Genomic DNA, 26318 nt, shown 5'->3' with positions numbered 1-26318 from the left:
AGAGCGGTGCACCGGGCAACTAACTCGAGATCAACAAAAGTTCAGCCAGATTGACGTAAGAAACTTGGTCGTGGCGCGCGTACGGATCGGACGAGGAGGGTATGAAACCTGGTTCACACCAGCCACTCGCCCTCGCGCATGACGGTCCGTGTCGGCATCTCGGCGACCGTGCCCCACGCTTGCAGCAGGTACGGGGTGACCTGGAAGAACACGTACGACGGATGGTCCTTGCGGGGGTCCCACCCGTCCTTGGCCGCGAAGGCGTCACCCACCTCGACCGGGAGTTCCTCGCGGGTCAGCATGCGCGCGGTGCCGTGGACCAGGACCACATCCCGGGTGTGTCCGAAGGAGAGCCGGACCCGGCCGGAGGCAATCAGGTTGCGCCCGGTCGGGTTGGTGTCGCGGGTGGCCAGCCACACCGCCTCCCCGTCCCACCAGAAGGCCAGCGGCACCAGGCACGGCTCGCCGCTCGCAGCGGCCGTGGCGACCCACACGTCGTTGTCCCGCACGAGCCGTTCCAGCGCCTCCCGCTTTCGCTGCTCGGGGCTGCGGGGGCCGGTGGGGCCAGAATCGGTGGTCGTCATGCGGCGAAGACTATGCCGGTACCGGCGGCGCCCACATCCGGCCGCGGACGTAGGGCCGAAGACGGAGCCGCGGTGGCGGCGGGGCGAGGGAAGGGCGCTCGACGCCCTCGTACGTGTGCGGTTCGGCACGGTGAGGCTACGGACCGGGACCGACTCTCTGATGCCGGGCCGTCCACGCCTTGGCGGCGGTGGCCTTGACGAGGGCGCCGGTGTCGGTGCGCGGCCACGTGCCCGGCCGGAGCTCGTCGGCGTCGGCCCAGCGGCCTGGACGCGCGGTCCGGAAGGGGTGGTTGAAGGGGTGGTTTCGGTGGCGGTGATGCTCTTTCGGCCGCCGCTGCCGCCGTCGCCGTCGCCGTTCACGGTGATCCGGACCAGGTGCTTGACGCCTTCACGGGCGATCAGGTCGGTGACGGCGGCGGCCTCGGTCCCGCCCGGCTCGGCGCCGGTGGCGACGACCCGCCCCCCGGCCCCCGTCTTCGATCGGGACGCGACCCCCGTCGGCCATGGGTTGCTGCTGGGTCACTCAGCGCGCCGTCCGGCAGGCACGGCACGGGGCGTCACTCCGCGACTGTCCCCCGCGCCCCACGCGCCGACCCCGCGATGCCCGCGAGGAAGCCCTGTGCGTGTTCGGAGACGCCCTGGCGCAGCCAGGCCGGGTCGATCTCGCAGACCGCCACGTTCACCCCGGTTCCGGCGAGCGCGATCGGGAGCGTGTGGACCACCGTCGACGGGAAGCTGAGGATCGTGCGGCCGACCGGGCCGCGTCGGGCGATCAGTTCCAGGGGCAGGTCCGGGCGGACGACCTCCAGGCCCGTCTTTGCGACCAGGCGGTGGAGCTTGTCGGCGCTTTCGCGGCGGTGGGCGAAGTAGCGGGTCGCGCCGTGGGCCGTGGCCAGGTCGCGGACGGCCACGAGGTAGCGGTCCAGGTCGACCACGCCCGTCTCCACCAGTGACGTTCCGACCAGGTCCGCGCCGCGCGTCAGGCGCGGGGGGCCGAAGCGCTCGCGCGTCCAGGCGTAGGCGTTCGTCTCCAGCGTGACGCCTTCCGGGGCCCGCTCCACCGGCATCGACGTGAAGACCGACACGGTGCGGCGGCCGTTCGGCCGGGGCGTGAGCCTGCGGCGGGCCGAGGAGGAGACGGGCGCGAAGGCCAGGTCCATCGGGCGGGGCCGGCCGCCGCGCCGGTGCCAGCGCACCAGGCGTTCACCGTCGGCCAGTTGGGAGACGAACTCCATGGTCGCCGTGCCGTCGTCGACCACGACCAGGTCTTTCGCGCGGGTGATCGTCAGGAGCAGCTGTACGTAGCGGGAGAACGGGTCGCCGATGACGATCCGGTGCGCCTTGCGGAGCTGACCGGTCAGGCCGCGGACCGTGCGCAGGGGCGCGGTCGGGCCACCGCGCGCTTCCTCCCAGCGGACCGAGTGGCCCTCCTCGCGGGCGAGTTCGGCCATGCGGCGCAGCTGGCCCCGGGTCATGGGGTCGTTGGGCGAGAGCACCACGACGCTCGCCGTGGTCGCGGTGTGGTGGGTCCACTCCAGGACGTTCAGAAGCTGCACCGGGCTCTCGACGAAGCACAGCGTTCCGCTCGCACTGCTGCTGGTCATGCGCGGCCCTCCCCAGGGACGCCGAGGCGGTCCGGCGTGTCGGGTGCGCCGGACCGCCAGGTGTGGTGGATCAGACGGCGACCGGCTCGCCGGCCGCGTCGGCGATCTCCGCCTCCGCGACGACACCGGCGACTCGGCGCAGCTTCTTCATCGGGCCGAGCTCGGACTCGTAGACCTTCTTGACGCCGTCACCGAGCGACTCCTCGATGGTGCGGATGTCGCGGACGAGGCGGACGAGGCCCCCCGGCTCGACCGAGGCGGCCTGGTCCGAGCCCCACATGGCGCGGTCGAGGGTGATGTGACGCTCGACGAACGTGGCGCCGAGGGCGACGGCGGCGAGCGTCGTCTGCAGGCCCGTCTCGTGGCCGGAGTAGCCGATCGGGACGTTCGGGTACTCCTGCTGAAGCGTGTTGATGACGCGGAGGTTGAGCTCCTCGGCCTTGGCCGGGTACGTCGACGTGGCGTGGCACATCAGGATGTTGTCGGAGCCGAGGACCTCGACCGCGTGGCGGATCTGCTTCGGGGTCGACATGCCGGTGGAGAGGATGATCGTCCGGCCCGTCGCGCGCAGGGCGCGCAGCAGCTCGTCGTCGGTCAGGGACGCGGACGCGACCTTGTGGGCGGGGACGTCGAACTTCTCCAGGAAGGCGACGGCCTCGGTGTCCCACGGGGAGGCGAACCAGTGGATGTTCTTCGACTTGCAGTACTCGTCGATCTGGCGGTACTCGTCCTCGCCGAACTCGACGCGGTGACGGTAGTCGATGTACGTCATCCGGCCCCAGGGGGTGTCGCGCTCGATGTCCCACTGGTCGCGCGGGGTGCAGATCTCCGGGGTGCGCTTCTGGAACTTGACGGCGTCGCAGCCGGCCTCGGCGGCGACGTCGATCAGCTTGAACGCGTTGTCCAGGTCGCCGTTGTGGTTGATGCCGATCTCGCCGGTGATGTACACGGGGTGGCCGGGGCCGGCGGTGCGCGAACCGAACGTACGGAGGCGGGAGTTGGCGTCTACGGCGTGCAGTGCGGACATGGTGGTTCGTTCCTTACTTTTCGGGGGAGTCGCGGGAGGCGAGAGGTTCGGGAAGTGAGGCGTTGGGTGGGGCGTTGGGTGAGGTGTTCAGGAGGCCGGGGTGAGTGACGGGCCGAGGAGCCAGCCCGCGATCTCCCGGATCGCGCCGTCGCCACCGCGCACGGTGGTGACCGCGCGGGCGGCGCCCCGTACGACGTCGTGGGCGCCGGCGACCGCCACCGGCCAGCCGACGAGGTCGAAGCAGGGCAGGTCGTTGACGTCGTTGCCGACGTAGAGCACGCGCTCGGGCGCGATGCCCTGTTCCTCGCACCACTGTTTGAGGGCGACGTCCTTGCGGTCGATGCCGTGAAGGACGGGGATCTTGAGCTTGCGCGCGCGGGCGGCGACGATCGGGTTCTGTTCCGTGGAGAGGATCAGCAGGCGCAGGCCGCTCCTGCGCAGGGCCGCGATGCCGAGACCGTCGCCGCGGTGGACGGTGACGAACTCCCGTCCGTCGACGTCGATGAGCACCCGGTCGTCGGTCTGGGTGCCGTCGAAGTCGAGGACGACCGCGTCGACGTCCTCGGCCGCCGGGAGCGCGCCGGGACGGTCCGCGTCGAGCAGCGGGGCCAGGGCGCGGGCCCGCGCGAGGTCGTGCGGGTCGTCGATCTCCAGGACGCGCGCGGGGTCCGTGCGGACGAGTTCCGTGCGGCCGAAGAAGCGGTGCTGGTGCTTGCGGAAGCCGGGCGCGTCCATGGCGTACGCGGCGCCGGTCTCCAGGTAGTCCTGGGGGCGGTCCTGGCGGCGCGGGCGGAAGCTCTTGTCGTGGTTGACGCCGTGGCCGCCGCCGGTGCGGTCGTCGCCGTCCGGCGCCTGGCCCGCCTCGTGCGCCTCGTGCGCCTCGCCCGCCTCGTCCGCCTCGCGCCAGACGAACCCGTGGAACGGGGCCACCGTCACGGCCGTGTCCGCGCCCTGCTCGACCACGGCGGCGGCGACACCCTCGACGTCCTCGCGGGCGATGAACGGGCTGGTGCACTGGACGAGCAGCACCACGTCCACGGCCTCGCCGTGCAGCGCCTCGTGGGCGTCCATGGCGTGCAGGACCGCGGCCTCGGAGGTCGCCGTGTCCCCGGCGATGTCGGCGGGGCGAAGGACGACCTCCGCGCCGGCCTGCCGGGCCGCGGCGGCGATGGCCTGGTCGTCGGTGGAGACCACGACGTCCGTGACCAGCCGGGTGGCCCGGCACTCGCGGACCGCCCGCGCCACCAGCGGCACGCCGCCGACCGGTGCGAGGTTCTTGGCGGGCACCCCCTTGGAGCCGCCGCGGGCGGGGATGACGGCGAGGACGCGGCGGACCGGGGTCGCCGCCTGTCCCGCTGCGGGGTCGGTCATGGGCGCTTCTCCTTCGGGAGGGCTGTCGGAAGGGTCATGGGTCCGCGGGGTCACAGCTCCCCCATCCGCCGGATCACGGGCGCCACGCGCTGCACGCCGTGCCGGTAGGCGCCGCGGGCCGCGCGCCGGACGACCTGGCGCACGGCGCCGGGCTCCTTGTCGGCCGCGGGCGCGCCGGGCAGCGGGGAGCCGTCGGGGGCGAGGTGGTGGCGGGCGAGGATGCGGGGCAGGTAGCCGGGGGCCGTGGCGGGGCTGTAGTACGGGTCGATGGCGGGCAGCCGGTCGGCCGCGACCAGCCCGGCGACGCGCTCGCGCGCCGCGTCGAAGGCGTGCTCGTACGAGCCGTCGGCCGCGACGCCCTGGCGGGCGACCCACGCGGGGTCGGCCTCGGGGCGCGCGTCGGCGTCCAACTGGTCCCAGGAGACGAGGCAGTTCGACCCGGTGAAGTGGTGATTGCCCAGCGCTTCACGCACACCGAGGTCGGTGAGCAGCGCGGTGGGGATCCGCCGGTGCAGGGCTTCGAGCGCGGCCGTGGAGCTGACCGTGACCAGCAGATCCGTCCGGTCGAGCACCTCGCCCATGTTCCCGTACACGAGGCGGAAGTTGGACGGGAGGCCGCCGCCGCCCTCCAGCTTCCGCGCGAGCTTCTGGTAGGGCGTCTCCTCGATGTGCGTGGTGTGCTCGCCGGGCTTGCTGCGCAGTTTGAGCAGCACCTCGCGGTCGGGGTGCGAACGGGCGTGCTGGATGAGGCGGTTGAGCAGGTAGGCGCGGTCGGCCGGGGTCTCGGGCACCGACGGCTGCGCGGCGAAGACGACCGTGTACGGGCGGTCGTGCGCGGCACCGGCCTCGTACGGCTCGCCGCCCAGGAAGGGCAGCGCGCACTCGGTCACCGACGACGCGTCCGCGCCCACGCCCTGGTACACGGCGCGGAAGCGGTCGGCGTCGTAGGCCGAGTTGGCGAGCACGACGTCCGCGCCGTGGCGCAGCAGCAGGCCGTCGGTGAGCTTCTCGTAGACGACGCCGACATAGCCGGTGACGACGACGGGCCGCTTCTGGCGCCCCTGCCAGGTCTTCGCGAGCCCGTGCAGCACGGCCTGGACGGCCCCGCCGACGAGGGCGAGGACGACCACGTCGTACGGACGGGCTTCGCGCTCCATGGCGCGCAGGAACTCGACGGCGGTAACCTCGCGCAGCGAGTCGGCGCGCACGCCGACCTCCCTCAGCTGGCGGGGTGTCGGGGTGGCCCGCCCGCGCAGCAGGTATCCGTCCAGGGACGGGTCCGGCTGGATGCGGGCTGCGGTCAGCGCACCCCATTTCCAGCGGGTGTCCGAGTCCGCGAGGACGGCGACGCGTCGGGGCTTCGTAGTACTGGGCGGCACGTCGAAGACGCTAGAAATCAATTTCTAGTTGCGGCCCAACCGCGAATCAACGAAAAGTTAACAACGCGCCACCGTGAGCCGAACTGGCCCGCGGCAAGCGGCGAAACACATGGGATGCACCGTTCCGACACATGGAGTTCACCCACCGTACGGGCGGCGGAAAGTTGTTCAGCCGGACGCGCTCCTACTGTTCTGCGGGTGCCAAAGCTCTCCGCGATCGTGCCGTTCTACAACGTGCAGCAATACGCCCCGGACACCCTCACCAGCCTTCGCATGAATGCGCGGGACGATTTCGAGTTCGTTCTTGTCGACGACAGATCGAAGGACGAAACCCCGGCCATTCTCGAACGTGCGGCCGAGGAGCTGTCTGACGTCGCCCAGGTGCGGGTCATCCGCCACGAGGAGAACGGAGGGCTGGCCACGGCGCGCAACACCGGTCTCGACGCGGCGCGGGGCGAGTACCTGACGTTCCTGGACGGGGACGACTGGCTCGTCCCCGGCTACTTCGAGCGGCTCGTCGCCGCCATCGAGGAGCTGGGCTGCGACTTCATCCGCACCGACCACGTGCAGGCCACCGCGCGGGCCCGCACCGTGCACCGGGCGCCGGTGGGGCCGCGGGGCCAGGTGCTCAGCCCCCGGGACGCGATCCTGCCGGCCCACCGCACCACCTCGGTGGACTACGCCTACGCCTGGGCCGGGGCGTACCACCGGCGGCTGCTCGACCGGGGCCTGCTGCACTTCACCGACGGGCTGCGCACGGCCGAGGACCGGCCGTGGATCTGGAAGCTGCACCGGGAGGCGGAGTCGTTCGCCGTGGTGAACCTGATGGGTGTGTTCTACCGGCGCGGTGTCGCGTCGTCCCTCACGCAGATCGGGGACGCCCGCCAGCTCGACTTCATCCGCGCCTTCGACCAGGTGGTGGAGGAGACCGCGGCCGACCCGGACGCGGACCGGCTGCTGCCAAAAGCACTGCGCACGTACTGCGCGATCATCGCCCACCACCTCTCGGACGAGGCCAAGTGGGAGCCGGCCGTGGCCAAGAGGCTGCGGTCGATGAGCGCGGCCGCGCTGCAGCGCATGCCGCAGGACGTCCTCGGCGACGTTCTGGACACCATGGACCACCGCCGCGCCGGCACGCTGCGGCGGCTGCGGCGCCGGGTCACCGCAGGAAAGGCGGCCGTGTGATGGCTCGTACCGCTCAGACGAATCAGACCACTCAGACCAGTCGGACCAGTCGGACCAGTCGGACCAGTCGGACCAGTCGGACCACTCAGATCCTCTGCGCCTCGACGCTGTACGGCGCCGCCACCCTGGCCGCCGCCCTAGACTCCGGGCAGTTCACCGAGGCCGACCGGCGCGTGCTGCTCGTGTTCAACAACTCCGCCACCCCGGAGACCACGACGCCGCTGGACGCCATGCCCGGCTTCGAGGCGCTGCGCGACCGCTTCGACGACGTGCTCTCCTGGAACGAGGCCATCCGGCCCTTCCACCCCGGGGTCTGGTCGCCGCGCCCCGACGACGTCCCGCTCTTCGAGCGCTATCTGCGGCTGCTGTGGGGACTCGGCGACGACCGCGTGGAGCTGGCCCTGGAATCCATCCAGGTCTCACCCGCGATGACGGTGGCGCAGTTGTTCACCGGCGCGCCGATCGACGTGTACGCCGACGGCCTGATGAGCTACGGCCCGACCCGCAACAAGCTGGACCCGCTGGTCGGCACGCGGGTGCGGCGCCTGCTCCACCTGGACCTGGTGCCGGGGCTCGCTCCGCTGCTGCTGACCGAGTTCGACGTGCCCGCGCAGGTGGTGCCCACGCCCGCCTTCCTGAAGGTGCTGGGCGAGCTGGCGAACCGGCTGCCGTCGTCGCTCGCGGTCCCCGACGACGCGGCGCTGCTGCTCGGCCAGTACCTGTCCGCGCTGAACGTGCTCTCCACCGAGGAGGAAGAGGAGTTGCACGTACGGATGCTGCGGGGCGCGGTCGACCGCGGCCACCGCACGGCCGTCTTCAAGCCCCACCCGACGGCACCGGCCCGCTACAGCCGCGCCCTGGAGACCGAGGCCGAGCGGCTCGGGGTGCGGCTCACGGTCCTGGACACGCCGATGCTCGCCGAGGTGCTGTTCGAGAAGGCCCGGCCCGCCCTGGTGGTCGGCTGCTTCTCGACAGCGCTGTTCACCGCCACCACCTTCTACGACCTGCCGGTCGCCCGCATCGGCACGGACACCCTGCTCGACCGGCTGTCGCCCTTCGAGAACAGCAACCGCGTCCCGGTCACCATCGTGGACGCGCTGCTGCCCGAGCTGACGGACGGCGCGAAGGTCGCCGAGCAGCGCGGGACGCTGGAGGCCGACGCGCTCACCGATCTCGTACGCGCCGTCGGCTTCACCATGCAGCCGAAGATCCTGCCGGAGCTGCGCGCGCACGCCGAGCGGTATCTGACGCGGCACCTGGACACGGACACCTGGCGGTACTTCAAGAGGAAGCGCCTCACCTCGCTCGGCCTGCCCGGCGGGGTCCCGGCCCAGCTGGCGTTCCTGCCGCGCAACGCGACGGTCCGCCGGGTCGCCCGCAAGGCTCGCCGTCTGAAACGATCGGTACGCCGCTGAGAATGAGGGTCGGTCGACGAATGAGGGCGGGCGTCGAATGAGGTCGGGCGACCGGATCGCGTCGCCCGTCGTTCACCTCTCGTCCATCACCAATTCTTTCCGTTCTGCTCGCCGCTCCGCCGCGCAAATGAAACTCCCCGCTGTTGCGTGAAGTGTTCAACTTCCGCACAACCGTCGGGGAGTTTCGCTTGTCAACAGTGATGTCCGCCTCGACGCGTATCGGGGCACCCATAGTTCCCCTGCATTCGGAGTGGACTGATACATCCATGCGCATCGCTGTTTTTGTCGAGAACCGCAACGGCGTCGGCCTCGCCGCCTCCATCATGCGAGCCCCCGGGGCCGAAGCGCACTCGTTCCACCTGATCACCGCCGACCGGGACGGGAATGTCGCCGGCTGGATCGAGCAGGAGGCCGAGGCCCGCTTCGACGACCTCACGGTCCGCAACCTGTTCACCGTGGACGAGGCGTTGAGCGGGGACGAGTTCCTCGAGGAGGTCGGCCACCGCGTCCGCGCGTTCACCGATGAGGAGCGCATCGACCGGTTGGTGTTCTTCAACGACCAGTCGCAGCGCGGCCGTCGGGTGGCCCAGACCCTGAGACGCGCCCTGCCGCTCGTCCTGGTCCAGGACGGGCACCTGGACTTCCGCTTCAAGAAGACGGAAACGGGCCCGCGCGACCAGAACTGGTACTACGGGGCGTCCGCCCCCGCCGCGATCTGTGTCTGGGGCCCGGCCACGCGGCAGCACCTGATGTTCCGCTCCGCCGATGCCGACCCGCGCGTCCACATCACCGGAGCGCTCGGCCACAGCGACGACCCGACACTGCTGCGCGCCGCCCGCTCCAGCACCCACCGGCACGGCAAGAGCCCCGGCGAACCGCTGCGGATCGTGATCCTCGACCAGCCGCTCAGTGACCAGCGCAAGCTGCCCCGGGGGGACCACCGCAAGCAGCTGTCCGAACTGTGCGCCGCCCTCGCCGAGTTCGGGCAGGTGGAGATCAAACCGCACCCCTCCACTCTCGACGGCCACCTCGGCTGGCTGCGCTCCCTGCCCGACGTGACCGTGCTCGACGAGGGCACGCTCCTGGAGGCCGAGGCGCTGGACGGCTACGATCTCGCGATCACCTTCTTCTCCACCACCTATCTGCAGACGCTGCGGGCGGGCACGCCGCTCGTCCTGTTCAGCCCGCCCCCGCTGAACATCGTCTTCCCGACCATCAACCACCCGCTGCTGCGCAACGTCGGCACCGTCGGCGAACTCGTCGACGTCGTCGCCGACCTGCACCGCTCCGGCAAGTTCGTCGCCAACGCCCACGGCGAGCCTCTCGAACACTTCCTCACCTTCCACGAGGACGTCGCCGCGCGCACCCTGCGCCACGTCGAGGAGGCCGCCGTCCCCGCCGAGCCGCCCGCGCCCCGGCGTACGGCACCGGCGAACGCGGCAGCCGGCACAGAACCGGCCGACACAGAACCGGCCGGCACGGAACCGGCCGGCACGGAACCGGCCGACATCGCGCCGGAGACCGGTTCGCGGGCGGCGCGCGCGCTGCGCGACATCGAGCGGCGGGCGGACCGGCCGCGCTCGCTGGCCGTGCTCGGCCTGGGCTTCTCGTACGTCACCGGTGTGGCGATCCCGGTACTCACCTACACGCAGGCGCTCCTCGCGCAGAGCCCGGTCGACGTCCGCTACTACGACCTGGGCGTCTACTCCCGCGCCGAGGACGTGCTCGCGGACCTGGAGAGCGCCGAGGTCGTCCTCGTCAACAGCCTGGCGCCGTTCTGGCGTTCGCCGCTGGCCAACGACCTGGTGAACGCGCTGCTCACGGCCGGGCGCTCCGTGGTGCTCTACGCCCACGAGACGGAGTACGTCATGAACTTCGAGGGCGGGCAGCACACGCTGCGCCACGCGGAGATGCTCGAACTGCTGCCGAAACTGAAGGTGTTGTGCGTCTCCACCGCCCAGGCGGACATGTTCCGCCAGCTGGGCGTGGCCGATCCGGTCGTCGTCTACAACACGGTGCCCCGCGACGCCCACCGCGCCCGTGCCCGGCGCACCCCGGGCGAGCGGCCGAGGATCGTGATGGTCGGATCGATGCAGGACCGCAAGGGCCTCGACCTGTTCTCGCGGGTCGCGGAACTCGCGCACACGCAGGGCCTGCCGTGGCGCTTCTCCTGGATCGGCCACAAGACGTGGCGCATCGGCTCCTCGACACTCCTGTCGGACCGCGTCGACTGGATGGGGGCGCTCTCCCGTGGCCGGGTGCGCGAGGAACTCGCCGACTCGGACGTCTTCTTCCTGTCCAGCGTCGACGATCCGATGCCGCTGTCCGTGGTCGAGGCGGTGCAGCAGCGCCTTCGGACGGTCACCTACCACCGGGTGGGCTCCCGGGAGGTCCTGGAAGGCGTCCCCGGATACCGCTCCTTCGCCGCGTACACGCCCGAAGCGGCCCTCGACGCGCTGCGGCGGGTGCTCGACGAGGAGGTGTCGGAGGAGGGGTACCAGGACGTGGAGGAGCTGTTCGACATTCCCGCCTTCACCACCCGCATGACGACGGCGCTCGGCCTGCCCGGCCCCGAACTGCGCGTGAGCGCGGCCGAGCACCCCGCGCGTGCGGCCGAGCAGCCCGACGGCGCGGACGAGCCGCCGTTCCCCGCGGTGCTCTCCCGGCACGGCCGCTACCTCGCGGAGGACTTCACCCGGCACTTCAAGGCGGGCCGGCACCAGGACGCCCTGCGCGTGGGCGAGGAGATTCTGCGCCGCCGGCAGCCGGTGGACGTGCTCATCGGCATGGCCGAGATACGGGCCCGGCAGGGCGAGAGCGAGAAGGCGTGCCGACTCCTGGCGGCGGCCGCGGTGGCGGGCGGCGACCGCGGCCGAGTGTGGTCGGAGGTCGCGCGCGTGGCGCCGCTGCTCGGGGCGCGGGGCAAGGCGATACGCCAGCTCGCCCGCAGGGAGTCGCTCCGCATCGGGGTCGGCAACCGCTCGGCGCGGCTGCTGAAGGCCGACTGACGCCCGCCGAGCCCGACAGGTGCTGGTGCGGGGTGCTGGTGCCGGCCGGAGAGCGCGGCCAGCTGCACCGCCCGGCCCAGTTGGTGCTGTGCTGGTGCTGGTGCTGCCCTGGTGCTGGTGCTGGTGCTGGTGCTGGTGCTGGTGGCATCCGACCGCTCCGGGCGCGGTCCCGCGAGACAGCGCGAACCGGAGGAGGCCCGCGGGTGAACTCGCCGGGACCATCGGCCCAACGGTTCCACCGGCCCCGGGATACAGCCGTGTCCCGGGGCTAGCCTGCTGAGACTCGCCTGGAGAAGCACTCGCCGAGGGGACTCACGTGACCAGCACGACCGTCAAGCCGCTGCCCGAAACACCGCGGCAGCCGCGGCGACAAGACGGAGCCAGTCCGTCGGCCGCCCCGCATTCGCGGCTGCGGGCGCTGGACGGACTCCGCCTGGTCGCCGCGCTGATGGTGGCGGCGTACCACTACGGCGGGCGGGGCGGTGACGTCACGCGCGCGTGGGGGAGTTCTCCGGCGACGCAGTTCCCGAGCCTGCACTCCGCCTTCGCCTACGGCTGCCTCGGCGTGCAGATCTTCTTCGTGATCAGCGGCTTCGTGATCTGCATGAGCGGCTGGGGCCGCCCGCTGCGCGCCTTCTTCGCGTCCCGCGTCGCACGCCTCATGCCCGCCTACTGGGTGGCGGTGGTGCTGGTGACGGCCGTGTTCGCGCTGCCGATGGTGGCGTACAAGGCGGGCACGCCCAGCGACGCGCTGACCAACCTGACGCTGCTCCAGCAGCCGGTGGGCGCGCACCGTGTCCTCGGCGTGGACTGGACGCTTTGGGCGGAGATCCGCTTCTACGCGCTGTTCGCCCTGTGCGTCGTCATGCCCGGCGCGAGCCGCCACCGGGTCGTGATGTTCTGCGTGCTGTGGACGATGGGCGCGGCCATCGCGCAGGCGTCCGGGGAGCCGCTCCTCGACCTGGTCCTGATGCCGCGGTACGCGCCGTTCTTCATCGGCGGCATCGGCCTGTACCTGGTGCACCGCGACCGCCGGGACACGACGGCGTGGGGCATTGTCGCCGTCAGCTGGCTCGTCGGCCAGCACTACGCGGTCGCCGACCTCTGGCACCGGCCGGCCCCGGACGCCTTCTCGTACCGCTCCGCGTTCTGGATCATCGCGATCGTCACGTTCGGCTTCGCGGCGGTGGCGGCCGTGGCGCTCGGCTGGGCGCGCCGCGCGAACTGGCGCTGGCTCACGGTCGCGGGTGCGCTGACCTACCCCTTCTACCTGGTCCACGAGCACCTGGGCTGGGTCGTGATCGCCGCCCTGCACCGTCATGCGGGCCTGCCGTCCTGGGCCACGTTCCTGGCGACGGCGGCGGCGATGCTGTTCCTCGCGTGGCTGCTCAACCGGTACGTGGAGAGGTGGGCGACGCCGCGGCTGCGCGGCGCGCTGAACCGTGCTCCCGAAGCTCTACGCGCCGGCCAGTGACAGCTTCACGGCGAAGCCGAGGAAGAGGACACCCGCCGCCGAGGTCGCGCCCGCCGACAGACGGCGGCGACGGCGGAAGGCCGCCGCGAGCCTCGTGCCGCCGAAGATGAGGGTCGAGAGGTACAGCACGCTGGCGAGCTGGGCGAAGGCGCCGAGGACCACGAACGACAGGGCCGGGTAGGCGTAGTGCGGGTCGACGAACTGCACGAAGAAGGCGATGAAGAACAAGATGGCCTTCGGGTTGAGCAGGCTGATCACGAAAGCGCGCCGCAGCGGCCGCTCCTGAGCCTGCGGCACGGACTCCGCGACGGAGTCGGCGGCGAGCCGCTCCCGGCGGGTACGCCACATGCCCCACGCGGCCCGCAGCATGCCGACCGCGAGCCAGGTGAGGTATCCGGCACCCGCGTACTTCACGATGCCGAACAGCACCGCGTTGGCCCGCAACAGGGACGCGACGCCCGCCGCGGACAGCGTCATCAGGACCGTGTCGCCGCACCACACGCCCGCGGCGGCCTTGTAGCCGGTGCGTATCCCGCGGCGGGCGGCGACGGACACCACGTACAGCGAGTTCGGGCCCGGCAGAAGAATGATCAGGGCGAGGCCCGCGAGGTAGGTCGGCAGATCGATGACACCCAGCATGGGCGGAGTGTCGCATATCGGCGCGCCACTCCGCCCTCGGGTTTCAGGAACTGAAAACCAGCAGGTCAGAGCCGTTTCTCCGGCTCTCGGAGCCCTCGGGGCCCTCGGGGCCCTCGGGACTCGCGGGGCCCTCGGGACTCGCGGGGCTCAGAAGGTGTCCGACGGAACGTACGTGCCCCACACCCCGCGCAGCGCGTCGCAGACCTCGCCGACCGTGGCGCGGGCGCGCAACGCGTCCTTCATCGGGTAAAGAACGTTGTCGTCACCCTCGGCGGCCTTCTTGAGCTCGGCCAGCGCCGCGTCCACCGCCCCCTGGTCGCGCTCGGCGCGCAGCTTGGCGAGGCGTTCGGCCTGCTGGGCCTCGATGGCCGGGTCGACGCGGAGCGGCTCGTAGGGCTCCTCCTCGTCGAGCTGGAACCGGTTGACGCCGACCACGACCCGCTCGCCGGAGTCGGTCTCCTGGGCGATCCGGTAGGCGGACCGCTCGATCTCGGACTTCTGGAAGCCGCGCTCGATCGCGTCGACCGCGCCGCCGAGGTCCTCGACCTTGGCCATCAGCTCCAGGGCGGCCGCCTCCACGTCGTCGGTCATCTTCTCGACGACGTACGAGCCCGCGAACGGGTCGACCGTCGCCGTCACGTCCGTCTCGTAGGCCAGGACCTGCTGCGTCCGCAGGGCGAGGCGGGCCGACTTGTCGGTGGGCAGCGCGATCGCCTCGTCGAAGGAGTTCGTGTGCAGCGACTGCGTGCCGCCGAGGACCGCGCCCAGGCCCTGGACCGCCACACGTACCAGGTTCACCTCGGGCTGCTGGGCCGTGAGCTGGACCCCGGCCGTCTGCGTGTGGAACCGGAGCATGAGCGACTTGGGGTTCTTCGCGCCGAACTCCTCCTTCATCACACGGGCCCAGATACGCCTGGCCGCACGGAACTTGGCGACCTCCTCCAGGATCGTCGTACGCGCCACGAAGAAGAAGGAGAGGCGCGGGGCGAAGTCGTCCACGTCCATCCCGGCGGCGATGGCCGTGCGCACGTACTGGATGCCGTCCGCGAGGGTGAAGGCGATCTCCTGTGCGGGGGAGGCGCCGGCCTCCGCCATGTGGTAGCCCGAGATCGAGATGGTGTTCCACTTCGGGATCTCGGCCTTGCAGTACTTGAAGATGTCGGCGATCAGGCGGAGGGAGGGCTTGGGCGGGAAGATGTACGTGCCGCGGGCGATGTACTCCTTGAGCACGTCGTTCTGGATCGTGCCGGTCAGCTTGTCCGCCGACACGCCCTGCTCCTCCGCGACCAGTTGGTAGAGGAGCAGCAGCAGCGCGGCGGGGGCGTTGATCGTCATCGACGTCGAGACCTTGTCCAGCGGGATGCCGCCGAACAGGACCCGCATGTCGTCGATGGAGTCGATCGCCACGCCCACCTTGCCGACCTCGCCGCTCGCGATCGGCGCGTCGGAGTCGTGGCCCATCTGGGTCGGCAGGTCGAAGGCGACGGACAGACCCATCGTGCCGTTGGCGATCAGCTGCTTGTAGCGGGCGTTCGACTCGGTGGCCGTGCCGAACCCGGCGTACTGGCGCATGGTCCACGGACGGCCGGTGTACATCGTCGGGTACACGCCGCGGGTGAACGGGTAGGCGCCCGGCTCGCCCAGCTTCTGCTCCGGGTCCCAGCCCTCCAGAGCCGACGGGCCGTACACCGGCTCGATGGGCAGTCCGGACTCGGATTCGCGCGCCATGGTTGTGCCTCCAGCGATCTGCCGATTGCTTGCGGTTACTCGAAAGTAATTGCCGACCCTCGCGACGGACTGTAGCGGCGGGCGTGCGGCGAGTGGAGGGGCCCACGCTGGGACCTTGCTCACAGAGTTACCGGAAGAGCTACCGGAAGAACGGGAGAGAGGAGAAAGGGGGAGAGATTGAGCGGCGTGGGTGGGACCGGGGGAACGTGTCCCACCCACGCCAGTGGCACGGAGCCGTAGGTACGGGGGGAACCCCGGCTCGTGCGCGGGCCGATGACCAGTCGGCTCACTCAGTACTGCGCCGGGGGGTCGGAAAACGTCACACCTGTCGCTGAACTTTTTTCGACGGATGTTCGTCGAACGTTCGACGCGGCCGTCAGGTCGCGGAGAGTGACGCCTTGGACGCCTTGGACGCCGTAGACAGCTTGGACGGCTTGGACCGCTCGGTGGGCGTGGCCGGCTTGACCGCCACGGCCGGCTTCACCGGTTGGTGTGCCTTCGGCGCCTTCGGCGGCCTCGCGGCCGTGTGAGTGGCGGGCTTGCCGGGCTTCTTCACGAGGCTCCGGCCGGGACCACCCGTGCCGGGGTTCTTGCCCGGCCGCTCGCCGGAGGCCGGGGCGGGGGCCACCGGGACGGGGGCGTGCTTGCGACGGCCGTGTTCTCCGTCCTCGTCGCTGCTCTTGCCGTCCTTGGCGGACTTCCCGTCCTTGCCACCGCCCGTGTCGCCCGAGCGAGTCGAACCGCCGCCGTCGGAGCCGCCGGAGGGCTCCGTGCCGACCTGGCTGATCACCTTGTCGCAGAAGCGGCCGAGGTCGTCCGTGGCGTTGCCCGCCGTGCGGGCGGCGTCGCGCAACCGCTGCTTGGCGTCGGTGCCGAGCCGGCCGTCGCGGTAGTCGCGGCAGCCGTCGACCAGTTGGCGGTGGAGCGCGTCGGAGCCCTTGCCGGTCTCCGGCGCCGCGGTGCCGCCGGGCGACTTCGAGGCGCCGTCGTCGTTCGCGCCGGTTCCTCGCCGGTGGTCCGGGTCGCCGGAGGCACCGGTGTCGGACGATGCCGAACCGTCGGGCCGCTCCGGCACACCGCCGTCGGCCCGATCGGGCGACGGGGAGGCGAGCGGCTGTTCCTGGGTCGCCGCGGGCGACACGGACGTGGCCGGTGTCGGCCCGTCACCGCCGCCGAACGGCGACGGCAGGAATCCGACGCCCGCGGCGACCGCGACCCCGCCGACCATGCACGCGGCGACGGCGGCCGCGAGCCCGTACCGTATTGGCCGCGTCCACCGGGGCCCGCCGGGACGCGCTCCCGCGCCGGACGCGCGTACGCCGCGCGCACCGCGGCCACCACCGGCGCCGCGCACGGCGCCGTCGACGGCTGACACGGCCCGCGCGTCGCGGAACGCCTTCAGCGCGGCTTCCTCGCCCGGCAGCTCGGCGCCGGCACGTTCGGTGCCGGCGGCCGAGGGCTTCGTGACGGAGGCGTCAGAGGTGTCGGGGGCGGCGAACCGCTGCGCGGCCAGCGCGTCGAGCGCGGCGGCGAGTTGCCGCGCCTGGGCAGCGTTGTCGTCGTTCTCGACGGCCTTCAGGGGCTCCCCGCGCAGCAGACGCTCCGCCGCCTCGCGGTTCAGCCACTTGTAGTGCTCGTCGGCCATCACATGTCCTTCTGCGTCCGCATACGCGAATGCGTCACACCGGCGGACGTCACGGTGGTGGTCGTACGGGACTGATGTGGCGGCTGCGGTTGCCGCGGTGGCGGCACTCCGTCGAGGGAGTCGCCACTACTCCCCCGCCCGGCCGCCGCCTCGGCGCCGATCAGCTCGGCGAGCTTCTTGAGGCCGCGGTGGGCGGCGGTGCGGACGGCGCCGGGGCGCTTGCCGAGGGTCTGCGCGGCGGTCTTGGCGTCGAGCCCGACGACGACGCGCAGCACGACGGCCTCGGCCTGGTCCTGCGGGAGCCGGGCGATCAGCGCCATGGCGTCCGCGGTGGCGAGCGTCTCGATCGCCTCGTCGGCGGTGTCGGAGGGGGCGGGCTTGCCTGTGAGTTCGGTCTCGTCGCCGCCTATGGCGGGCCTGCGCCCCCTCATCCGTATGTGGTCGAGGGCGCGGTTGCGGGCGATCCTGGCGGCCCAGCCGCGGAACCGGTCGGCGTCACCCTCGAACCGGTCGAGGTCGCGCGCGATCTGCAGCCATGCCTCCGAAGCGACGTCCTCGGCGTCCGGATCGCCGACGAGCGTACGTATGTATCCGAGCAGCCGTGGGTGCACGGCGCGGTACACAGTCCGGAACGCGGTCTCGTCCCCGTCCTGTGCCGCAAGCACCGCGGTGGTCAGCTCCGCGTCGTCCCCCAGCACTCCCTGTCCCTGTTCTGGCGTGTTGACGTGCCGCCCGTGGCACCGGCGGTCTGCCCGCGCCCGATTCTGCGCCTGCGGCGCGAATCAGCACGGTACGGCCTGAAACGCCCGGCGTCCATGTCTGTACGAGGGGCGACGATCACGTGACACAGAGCGGTGTGACAGAAACCGCACGCCCGGCGCTGAAGAGAGTACGGGCCGCTCGCGACCCGTACCGCGCGACGGCCGGGGTCTCTCCTGTGGGGGGTGGCGACCCCGGCCGTCTCCGCAGCATCTACCGCCCTGACCTGAGGCTACGTGCGGCGCCATCCACCTCCGTGACCAACCGGTCCGGAACCTCACGCGATCCCCTCCAGGCCGATGCGCTGAGCCGTCCGACCGCCTGTTGGTGAGGGCGGCTGTTGCTCCTGCTTTGCTCGTTGCCCGGGGAGCTGGTCCACCACAGCGACCACGGGAGCAGTACACGTCCATCAAGCTCACAACCCGCCTGCTGAGAGCGGGAATCGAGCCCGACAGGCGCACCGTGGGCGACTCCTACGGCTGTCAGTCTTCTCGCACCGGATCCCGCAAGGATCGGGTAGCCCCGGCCGTGACGGTCTGAATCTTGTTTACGACCGACCACGCGACGGCCGCATCAGTCGCCGTCGCCCCCACACCCGTCCTGACCAGGTACTCAGCGCCTCCCGCACAGCGGAGGGGAAGCAACCTTGCCACGGTGCACCCCACGATCCGAGGCGACCAGGCGCCGACGACAACTGCGGGCACCAGACACGCTTGTTCTTGATCGTCACTCGCTGGAGTGGACCTCAGGCCGACGACCGTGTCTCGGAGTGGCTGCCCATCCGGGCATAGCCATCATGGGCACGCCGCCCAGCCAACTGCTGTTCTTCGCGGGCAGGGTGTGCTTGATGTCCGTTTCTCGTGGCGGAGGTGTGTTGGCGTGCCCACGGTCGTCATCAAAGAGCTCGCTGGAGCTCTGGCCGTTCCGGCTCTTCTGACAGGTGTTTGCGCGGTTCGTCGCGCACAGTGCGTGATCTAGTCCGGGCCAAAGTCACCGATACCTCTGCCTGTAAACCGCCGGAATTCCGGCCGTCCCACACAGGAGCGTGCTGTGTTGTCCATCGTTACTCGGTCCGCCATCGCCGCTGTCGCAGGAGCAGCCGTCGCGGCGATCCTGGTCGCTCCGGCAGACCACTCAAGCTCTGCCCCTGCCGCTTCGTTCGCCAACCAGTTGGCAGCGTCTGACCGGACCCCGACCCCCACCATCGTGGAGTCGGGCTGGTCGGAAAGGCACGAGGTAGCGACTGCCAAGTGTCCGGCCGGCACCGGGCTGGTCGGCGGCGGCTTCGACTCACGCAACACCAGGAACGGCTACCAGCAGAACACCGACTCCGTGGAGCTGAACGCACCCAGTGAGGACACGCCCAACACTTGGGAGGTCCAGCTGACCAACGGCCAGGCCAGGGCGTATGCCATGTGCGCCCCCGGGGCGCCCACGCCCACGATCGTCGCTTCGAAGTGGGCGAACAGCGGTGGCATCGCCCGTGCCACTTGCCCGGAGGGTACGGCACTCATCGGCGGTGGCGCCGACTCCAAGCCCTCCACGAACCTGTACAACAACGTGACTGACGCGCAGCAGGCCAACGCGCCGGACGCGAAGACGGCGAACACGTGGAAAGCGGAGATGATGAACGGCGCCTCCAAGGCGTTGGCGATGTGCGTGGAGTAGTTCCGGACACCGTCCGCCCCCTGAGAAGCGACTCTCAGACCGATGGATATGACTTGCTCGAACTCCCCTGCCAGTCAGGCTCGTTCGGGTGATCGCTGTGCGGGCGACACATGGCAGAGGGCCTCTTGCACAGGTCGGTGATGTCGAGTCGACCGACCAACATGAGGCCCTCCTGTCTGACGGTGGCGTGCTTGCTCCGTCCGCGTCGATCTCCGGCATGTCGTGCGATTGCCTCCACACCGGCCTGGGAACGCCGCCGCCCAACCGGTACGCGCCCCCCGCTAGGGCTCCGATGCTGCCGATCCCAGGGAGTGTTCAGCTCTGACGGCCACGTGGGGGCATGGCCGCGAAGTGACCTGCCAGGCCCGTGATCGTTCATGTCGATGGCAGGACGACGTCCTGCCATCGACATACAGGTGTTCACCGTTCTTGAGGAGTTTCGCGGTGCTACTGCGAAGGACAATCGTTTCTGCTCTGGCTGTCTTCGGATTGGCGGTTACGGGCTCGGCCCCGGCTCACGCCATCACGGGTGGCGAGGCCGCATCCCTGGACACCGCTCCGTACATGGTCAGCATCCAGGCGCAGGGCTGGAGCGGCAGTTTCCGCCACATCTGCGGCGGCTTCCTGCGCGGCCCGCACAAGGTGGTGACGGCCGCCCACTGCCTGGACGGACAGACCTCCGCCAAGCTGCGGGTGGCCTGGGGCGGGACGAACCGCTCCAGCCTCCCCAACAAGAGCGCGGTCAGCGCGATCAAGATCCACCCGAGCTACGACGCCGCCAGCCTCAGGAACGACGTCGGTGTCCTCACCCTCGCCACCGCAGCATCGGAGAACAACGGGGTCCGTTACGCGAAACTGGCCACCAGCGACCCGGCACCGGGACAGTCCCTCACCCTCGCGGGCTGGGGGCACGCCGCGCCGGACACCACGGCCCTGCCCGAGGGCCTGCAAGCCGCCCGGATGCCGGTGACCACCAGCGAGACCTGCGCCACCGACTACTCCACACCCCTCACCCCGTTCGACACCACCGGCCGGTTCTGCGCGGGCCCCGCCGACGGCAGCAAGGCCATCTGCCGCGGCGACGCCGGCGGCCCGGCCATCCTCAACGGCACGGTGGTCGGCGTCATCTCCGGAGGCCGCGGCTGCGGCCTGCCCGACTCACCCGCCATCCTCAGCAGCACCGCCCACTTCAACGCCTGGCTCTCCTCGCAGTAGCAGCCCCGCCCCGGCCACGGGTGCCGCAGAGCGCTTTCCTGCGGCACCCGTGTGGACCGCCGCCTCGGTCACCGCACCGACAGACGCCCGAAGACGAAGGCGCGGCCTTACTGTCGGCGCGGGTGGCGATGTGCCTTCACGGAGAACAGGTTGGCCGCGCCGGGCCTGATCTCGAACTCGTGGAAGTGAGGAGCTTGCGGGTCGCCCTCGACCTCCAGGACCAGGACACCCTGGTCGGCGTCGAGCCAGGCACTGATCTCGATGCCGTCCGGCATGCGCACGGCGAGAGACTCCACGTCACGGTGCTCGGCGGCCGCCTCTTCCCCGGCAGAGCGCAGGACGGTGGTGAACGGCATGTTCATCGAGGTAGCTCCCTTTCGTCCGATTCGGGAAAGTCTCCCAGGGCAGATGGCTGGACACTGCGGCGGCGCGCCGTCAGAACCCGGCACCCCCCTCGGCCGCTCCGTGCCGAGCCTCCCGGCAGAGCCCCGGCACGGAGCGGCGCGCGCACCACCCTCCGACGACCGAGACCAGCACCCCCACATTCCCCCTGCGAAATCGAACGCGGCGGCACCTGGGCCGCCGTCCAAAGTCGTGAACATCTGTTGTCGGTTCTCGTGAACAAAGCCACTGTCTGTACGACGCCGCCCTCCGCACCTGAGCGCACCTACGAGGCGAGCCCCGTGCGCTTGGCCATCGTCATCAGGTCAGGGCGGCTCCGCTGGTGCATGACGAACAGGACGCGGAGCACTTCCCGACTCATCGGATGGATCTCCGCCATCTGCGGAGAAACCTCGAACGCCTTCTTCAACGCCTCTTCCGCCCCTGGAAGGTCTTTGGTTGCCAGACGCGCCCTGCTCACGTCGATGTAGAGGCGCCCGACGCGGTTCGGCTTCAGGCCCGGCGGAGGTGTCTGCATCAGAGGGGCGGACATCTCGGTCGCCTTGTTCGGCTGATCAAGCTCGATGTGGGCCGCGAGTTCGTAGAGGGCCGTGTTTCCCGCGCCGAAGGTGAGGTTGTGGCGCATGAGGTCGCCCTCGACCTGCCCGGCGAGCGCCTTCGCCCTACGCAGATGATCCGCGGTGGCGTTCTTGTCCTTGTGGCGGGAGGCGAGGACAACTCCACGCAGGTGCAGGGAACCGAGCGCTATGACGTGCTCTGGCCCGTTTCCTCCGGCGGCTTCGTACTTCGAGATGGCTCGTTCGACGATCGCGAGCCCGTCGTCATACTGCCCTGCCGATTGAAAGGTGCCCGCCTCGTTCCATGCTGCGGCGGCCTCGGCTGTCGGGTTCCAGGTCTGCTGTGCGGCCCATTGCTGTCGGGAGACGATCATGTCGGCGAGATCGGGCTGAGCCAGGCGGTGGGCTACGGCGTAGGCGCATCCGTAGAGGTCGGCCACCTGCCCCCAGGCTTGGCTATCTCCCCTGGAATCAAGGGCAATGGCCGTGGCCTGCCCGAGCAGTCTGGGCAATATCCGCAGAAGTTGAAGGTAACGAGTTTCGGCGCGCAGGTCGGCCGCGTTCTTCAGGTTGGCCGTCAGCTCGTCGAGCGGTGGAGTGTCCTCCCTGGGTAGCGTGTGTCGACGCACGGCCCCGCGAAGGTCGTTGAGAAGGTCGGCCTGTTCTGACGGCCCCAGGAATGGTTGGCCGTAGATCCGGGCCGTGGGTACGTGGAGAGCCTTCGCGATGGCCGCAACCACCGGCGGTGTAGCTGGCCGCAGCCCTGTTTCGATCTTCGTCAGGTACGAAACCGAAATCTTCGCTTCCCGAGCAAGTTTCGCCTGAGCCATCTCTCGGGCTTTACGCAGAACCGCGATGTTCTCGCCAGCGGCAGGGGTGCTCTCCATATAGCCACTCTTCCATGTCAAGACGCCCGACATCACCAACTAGAGCTTGGCTCATAGCAGTTGTGCAAGCATTGTGTTAACTGATCTTGGTCCTCCACGGTTCCCTAGTTACAGACAGCAAGCCGACCACAACAAGGAGGCATCACGATGGCTTGGTGGATGCTCAAGGCGACGGATGGCGGCAACCCCCAGGACGACTCGGACAGTGGGAACAAGCACGGCGGCGGCGGTTCCGACGAGGGCGGCAACACCAACGACGGCCAGGGTCCGGCGGACGGTAGGTAAATGACCGAAGAGACCAAGACGCCAGCGAGTCAAGAGTCCCTTGCCGCTGAGCTGGTCAGCAAGGGGGTTCTCACCTCCGATTGGCTGTCGGCCTTCCAAGCCTGCCCGAGAGACAAGTTCCTCCCGGACGGGATCTGGCCCGGCAGAGCGGGCATGAACCGTCAGACCGACCGAGTTCTTCGCACCCGAGACCCGGACCTGTGGAGCCAGGCCGTCTGGTCCGACGCTCCGATCACGGTCCAATGGGACAGCGGCATGTACGACGGAGACCGCCGGGGACGCACGCCGACCTCGTCCTCGTCCATGCCCACGATGGTCTTCTCGATGCTTCACGACCTGGATGTGAAGCCGGGGCATCGCGTACTGGAGATCGGAACGGGCACCGGGTGGAACACAGCCCTCTTGTGCCATCGCCTCGGGGACCAGAACGTCTTCACCGTCGAACTCGACCCCGAGTTGGCGCAGGGGGCCCGGGGACGGCTCTACAAATGCGACTTCGCTCCGTACATCGCCATCGGTGATGGGACGAACGGGTACGGAAAGATGTCTCCGTACGACCGGATCATTGCAACCTGTTCGGTCGGCGAGATCCCCTCACAGTGGATCGGGCAGGCCAAACCGGGGGCCGTCATCGTCGCTCCCTGGGGTCCCGGCTACGGCGGCGAGGGGATCGCCCGGCTCACGGTCGACGAGTCCGGGATCGCTCAGGGGCACCTCACCCGGTCGTCGGCGTTCATGCGCATTTCGCGGCAACGCAAGCGGTTCCCCCAGATCGCTGACCGGCTGTGCGGGCAGGAGTGGCCGGCAGACGCCTCGATGGACATCACGGAGCTGAGTCCGGATGACGTGGGCGACTGGATTCACATGTTCGCCATCGGCGTTCAAGTGCCGGATCTGTTCTGTCATGTCGAGTACGGCGAGGACGGTTGGTACCGGCTCTGGCTCGGCGACGCAGACGGCGCCAGTTGGGCCACCGCCGACTATGCGCCCGCCCAGGACCGTTACGCGGTTGCACAGTGCGGTCCTCGCCGCCTGTGGCACGAGTTGGAAGCGTCGTGGCGCTGGTGGGACGAGCAGGGGCGTCCTGGCTTCGAGCGCTTCGGACTGACGACGACCGGAGGCCCCCATTTCACCGTCTGGCTCGACTCGCCCGACAGCCCGGTGCCGAGGCGAGGGAAAAACGAAGCCTGAAACGTGTGCTCGCTGCCACGCAGTTGTTCTTTGGGACGACGGAAGCGGCGACTGCGCTCGCTGCAACAGGCCACTGTCCAATGCACCGACACGCGGTACCCGGTAAGACCCTGCCCCGCCTACGCGGTCCGGCCAAAGAACGTCGTAGGCGGGTCAGGTCTCACACGATCACCCAATGCGGAAGAAGGGACCTCCTCATGCATGACCGGAACCAGCTTGCCTCCCGCCATGGGGCATCCGTCAAGAAGCACCCCGCGTACCGGCGGCGGTTGATGAAGCCGACCTACCGGTGGAACTTCACTGCGGATGGCCCGTTCTGGGGCGGAATCCTCTCCCTCCTCGTCTGGGGAACGATCTGCACCTTTCTGGTATTGGCCGCCATGGGACACCTGAGCCCTGGCCGCCGATGACCAGCAGACTCATCGCCTCACGAGGAGACCAAGGAGAGTCCTGTTGTGCAATTCCGGAAGATTCACGGAGCAGGGAACGACTTCATCCTCCTTTCCGCCCCATCACCTGGCAGCGACGAGGACTGGGCCAAGGAAGCTGAACGCCTCTGCTCCCGCCGCACCGGGGTCGGCGCTGACGGCCTCGTCGTGTCCAGGCCGGTCGGTGAAGGCTCGCAGCACCTTGAAGTCGACTGCTTCAACGCGGACGGCAGCATCGCCACCATGTGCGGCAACGCACTGCGGTGCAGCGCATGGGCCGCGCGCCACGACTACGGGTACCAGGAGATGACGCTCCGGATGGCCGGAGTCGATCACCAGGCGATGGTGGGCGACGACGCGGTTTGGGTCACTGCCGAGGTCGGGTCCGTCCACCCCCGGGTGGTGCAAGTCGTCATCAACGGCCGACCGACATGGTTCGACGGCGCTCACACGGGCACCGAGTATGTCGTCGCGGTCGTCTCCGACGTGGACTCCATCGACACGGAGCTCGTCGGACGTCTCGTACGTCATCACTCCGCCCTCGCCCCGCTCGGGACGAACGTCAACTTCGTTCAATCCGTCGGCCGTCAGGCTCTCAAGCTCCGCACCTACGAGCGCGGCGTAGAAGCCGAGACGCTCTCCTGCGGCAGCGGCACTGTCGCAGCCGTTGTCATCGCCACCATGAGGGGACTCGTCGCTCCCGGCGAAGTGACCGTCCACAACCGCGCCGGCGAGCCGCTCGTCGTGCGCCCCCACAACGACAGGCGACAGACGAAATGGGTCGGCGGCCCCGTCACTCAGGTCTTTGAAGGAGTTCTCGCATGACGACCTTCCTCGATTCCGATACCGCCGAGTCCGTTCAGCGGGCAACCGGATGCCTGCGCGGCTGGAGGCGCGAGCACCAGGGCCTCAAAGTGGCCGTCGTGTACGGTCCGCTCTCGGCCGAGGACCAGCTCTACTCCACGAAGTGCCCGGTCGAGCAGAGGTCGAGCACCGCGCTCGCCGAGTCGCTCGCAAGCCTGGGTGTCTGGTTCAAGATCCTCGACCCGACCGACCCGGGGTTCCTCCAGGAGCTCGTCCGCTACGACGTGGCTCTGCCGAATCTGCACGGCCCCTTCGGCGAGGACGGGCGGCTTCAGGGCCTGATGGATTTCCTGCGCATGCCGTACTGCGGGAACGGGGTCGCCGCCTCGGCGGTGGCGGCGGACAAGATCCTCTGCAAACGCGTCATGGAGACGCTCCAGGTACCCACACCCGACTGGCGCGTCTGGTCCGGCGGCCCGGCCGAGTGGTGCGGCGACACGGTCATGGTGAAGCCTCCGTTCGGAGGGTCCAGCGTCGGCATGGCCCTCGTCCACGAAGAGGTCGACTTCCACAGGGCTCTCACGCGACAAAATCGCAGGTCAGAGGATCATTTAACCCTCACTCCAGCCAGGGGTGGCGACCTCGGCCGTCCCGCGTATGCGGGCTACGACCGGGGCGGCTGCCGCCGTTGACGACGTACGACCACTCCACGACTCACGGCCCACCCAAGGCTCACGGCCCGCCCACGGGTCTCCCGGCCGACCACGGCCTACGGCTGCTTGGGGCCGTGCCGCCCGGTCTGCGAGGTGGCGGCCGCCGCGGCGGAACGTGCCGAGGACGGTACCGGGGCCGCGGTCGGGGCGGGGCCCGCTGTCGATGTGGCGGCCGCCGGGGCCGCCGGCTCCGCGGCGGCCGGTTCGTCGCAGCCCGCCGCGGCCCGGTCGGCACGGCTGAGCCCGTGCCCGTTCTCGTACGAACGGCACCGCGCGGCCTCGTCCTTGGCCTGGCCCGGGCGACCGGGCGTGGCGGCCGGGGGCGGCCCGGCCGAGGTGGGCGCGGTGGT

Annotated in this window: 21 protein-coding genes and 1 pseudogene; 10 read left to right on the top strand and 12 right to left on the bottom strand. The window is 70.2% G+C overall.

Annotated features, from left to right (window positions below; genetic code table 11):
- Positions 1–113 precede the first annotated feature (113 nt).
- The 5 genes from OFY01_RS06130 to OFY01_RS06110 form a co-directional block, all read right to left on the bottom strand.
- Positions 114–584, bottom strand: a complete 471-nt coding sequence (locus OFY01_RS06130) for a pyridoxamine 5'-phosphate oxidase family protein (RefSeq protein WP_266597078.1) — start codon at positions 582–584, stop codon at positions 114–116.
- 557 nt (positions 585–1141) lie between these two features.
- On the bottom strand, positions 1142–2188 hold the full coding sequence (locus OFY01_RS06125) for a hypothetical protein (protein ID WP_266597076.1): 1047 nt from the start codon (positions 2186–2188) through the stop codon (positions 1142–1144).
- A gap of 70 nt (positions 2189–2258) precedes the next feature.
- Positions 2259–3215: an N-acetylneuraminate synthase family protein gene (locus OFY01_RS06120; protein ID WP_266597074.1), complete on the bottom strand. Its 957-nt coding sequence runs from the start codon at positions 3213–3215 to the stop codon at positions 2259–2261.
- An 87-nt stretch (positions 3216–3302) separates the two neighbouring features.
- Positions 3303–4586, bottom strand: coding sequence for an N-acylneuraminate cytidylyltransferase (locus OFY01_RS06115; RefSeq protein WP_266597072.1), 1284 nt, complete (start codon positions 4584–4586; stop codon positions 3303–3305).
- Positions 4587–4636: 50 nt separating this feature from the next.
- Positions 4637–5965 carry a DUF6716 putative glycosyltransferase gene (locus tag OFY01_RS06110; protein ID WP_266597070.1) on the bottom strand — a complete coding sequence of 443 codons (1329 nt, stop codon included), beginning with the start codon at positions 5963–5965 and terminating at the stop codon, positions 4637–4639.
- A 198-nt stretch (positions 5966–6163) separates the two neighbouring features.
- Between OFY01_RS06110 and OFY01_RS06105 the strand changes: the two genes are divergently transcribed.
- From OFY01_RS06105 to OFY01_RS06090, 4 genes are all read left to right on the top strand, one after another.
- A complete protein-coding gene (locus OFY01_RS06105) occupies positions 6164–7150 on the top strand; it encodes a glycosyltransferase family 2 protein (RefSeq protein WP_266597068.1) in 987 nt (328 codons plus the stop codon).
- On the top strand, positions 7150–8565 hold the full coding sequence (locus OFY01_RS06100; protein ID WP_266597066.1) for an alpha-2,8-polysialyltransferase family protein: 1416 nt from the start codon (positions 7150–7152) through the stop codon (positions 8563–8565). Before OFY01_RS06105 ends, OFY01_RS06100 begins: the two co-directional genes overlap by 1 nt.
- Before the next feature lie 266 nt (positions 8566–8831).
- Positions 8832–11573, top strand: a complete 2742-nt coding sequence (locus tag OFY01_RS06095; protein WP_266597064.1) for a glycosyltransferase family 4 protein — start codon at positions 8832–8834, stop codon at positions 11571–11573.
- Between the two features lie 316 nt (positions 11574–11889).
- Positions 11890–13047, top strand: a complete 1158-nt coding sequence (locus tag OFY01_RS06090; protein WP_266597062.1) for an acyltransferase family protein — start codon at positions 11890–11892, stop codon at positions 13045–13047.
- On the opposite strand, the gene leuE is transcribed toward OFY01_RS06090, so the two are convergent.
- From leuE to OFY01_RS06070, 4 genes are all read right to left on the bottom strand, one after another.
- Positions 13030–13686 carry a leucine efflux protein LeuE gene (leuE, locus tag OFY01_RS06085; RefSeq protein ID WP_266597060.1) on the bottom strand — a complete coding sequence of 219 codons (657 nt, stop codon included), beginning with the start codon at positions 13684–13686 and terminating at the stop codon, positions 13030–13032. The two genes, OFY01_RS06090 and leuE, sit on opposite strands and share 18 nt — an antisense overlap.
- A 147-nt stretch (positions 13687–13833) precedes the next feature.
- Positions 13834–15414: an acyl-CoA mutase large subunit family protein gene (locus OFY01_RS06080; RefSeq protein WP_266597058.1), complete on the bottom strand. Its 1581-nt coding sequence runs from the start codon at positions 15412–15414 to the stop codon at positions 13834–13836.
- Positions 15415–15790: 376 nt separating this feature from the next.
- A complete protein-coding gene (locus OFY01_RS06075) occupies positions 15791–17059 on the bottom strand; it encodes a hypothetical protein (protein WP_266597056.1) in 1269 nt (422 codons plus the stop codon).
- Positions 17059–17757: an RNA polymerase sigma factor gene (locus OFY01_RS06070; protein ID WP_266597054.1), complete on the bottom strand. Its 699-nt coding sequence runs from the start codon at positions 17755–17757 to the stop codon at positions 17059–17061. Before OFY01_RS06070 ends, OFY01_RS06075 begins: the two co-directional genes overlap by 1 nt.
- Positions 17758–18988: 1231 nt before the next feature.
- Between OFY01_RS06070 and OFY01_RS06065 the strand changes: the two genes are divergently transcribed.
- Together OFY01_RS06065 and OFY01_RS06060 are read left to right on the top strand one after the other, a co-directional pair.
- Positions 18989–19486, top strand: a complete 498-nt coding sequence (locus OFY01_RS06065) for a hypothetical protein (protein WP_266597052.1) — start codon at positions 18989–18991, stop codon at positions 19484–19486.
- A gap of 351 nt (positions 19487–19837) precedes the next feature.
- Positions 19838–20701 carry a S1 family serine peptidase gene (locus OFY01_RS06060; protein WP_323135482.1) on the top strand — a complete coding sequence of 288 codons (864 nt, stop codon included), beginning with the start codon at positions 19838–19840 and terminating at the stop codon, positions 20699–20701.
- Positions 20702–20808: 107 nt separating this feature from the next.
- On the opposite strand, the gene OFY01_RS06055 is transcribed toward OFY01_RS06060, so the two are convergent.
- Entirely contained in the window at positions 20809–21063 is a 255-nt protein-coding gene (locus OFY01_RS06055) for a hypothetical protein (protein ID WP_266597048.1), read from the bottom strand.
- A 305-nt stretch (positions 21064–21368) separates the two neighbouring features.
- Entirely contained in the window at positions 21369–22547 is a 1179-nt protein-coding gene (locus OFY01_RS06050; RefSeq protein ID WP_266597046.1) for a helix-turn-helix domain-containing protein, read from the bottom strand.
- 147 nt (positions 22548–22694) lie between these two features.
- Between OFY01_RS06050 and OFY01_RS06045 the strand changes: the two genes are divergently transcribed.
- The 4 genes from OFY01_RS06045 to OFY01_RS06030 all read left to right on the top strand — a co-directional run bounded on the left by OFY01_RS06045 (position 22695) and on the right by OFY01_RS06030 (position 25947).
- The gene (locus tag OFY01_RS06045) at positions 22695–22832 is read left to right on the top strand and encodes a hypothetical protein (protein ID WP_266597044.1); all 138 of its coding nucleotides are present in this window, start codon (positions 22695–22697) and stop codon (positions 22830–22832) included.
- A complete protein-coding gene (locus tag OFY01_RS06040; protein WP_266597042.1) occupies positions 22833–24023 on the top strand; it encodes a methyltransferase domain-containing protein in 1191 nt (396 codons plus the stop codon). It abuts the gene before it with no gap.
- Positions 24024–24478: 455 nt separating this feature from the next.
- Complete coding sequence (dapF, locus tag OFY01_RS06035) at positions 24479–25276, top strand: diaminopimelate epimerase (protein WP_266597040.1); 798 nt, start codon at positions 24479–24481, stop codon at positions 25274–25276.
- The gene (locus tag OFY01_RS06030; RefSeq protein ID WP_266597038.1) at positions 25273–25947 is read left to right on the top strand and encodes a D-alanine--D-alanine ligase family protein; all 675 of its coding nucleotides are present in this window, start codon (positions 25273–25275) and stop codon (positions 25945–25947) included. The genes dapF and OFY01_RS06030 overlap by 4 nt, the downstream gene beginning before the upstream one ends.
- A 77-nt stretch (positions 25948–26024) precedes the next feature.
- On the opposite strand, the pseudogene OFY01_RS06025 reads toward OFY01_RS06030, so the two are convergent.
- Positions 26025–26318: pseudogene (locus OFY01_RS06025) on the bottom strand (hypothetical protein); the annotation flags it as partial.

The organism is Streptomyces beihaiensis (assembly GCF_026274175.1).
Lineage (GTDB): Bacteria > Actinomycetota > Actinomycetes > Streptomycetales > Streptomycetaceae > Streptomyces > Streptomyces beihaiensis.
The sequence above is the reverse complement of the archived record's forward strand: the minus strand, read 5'-3'. Positions and strand labels throughout refer to the sequence as shown.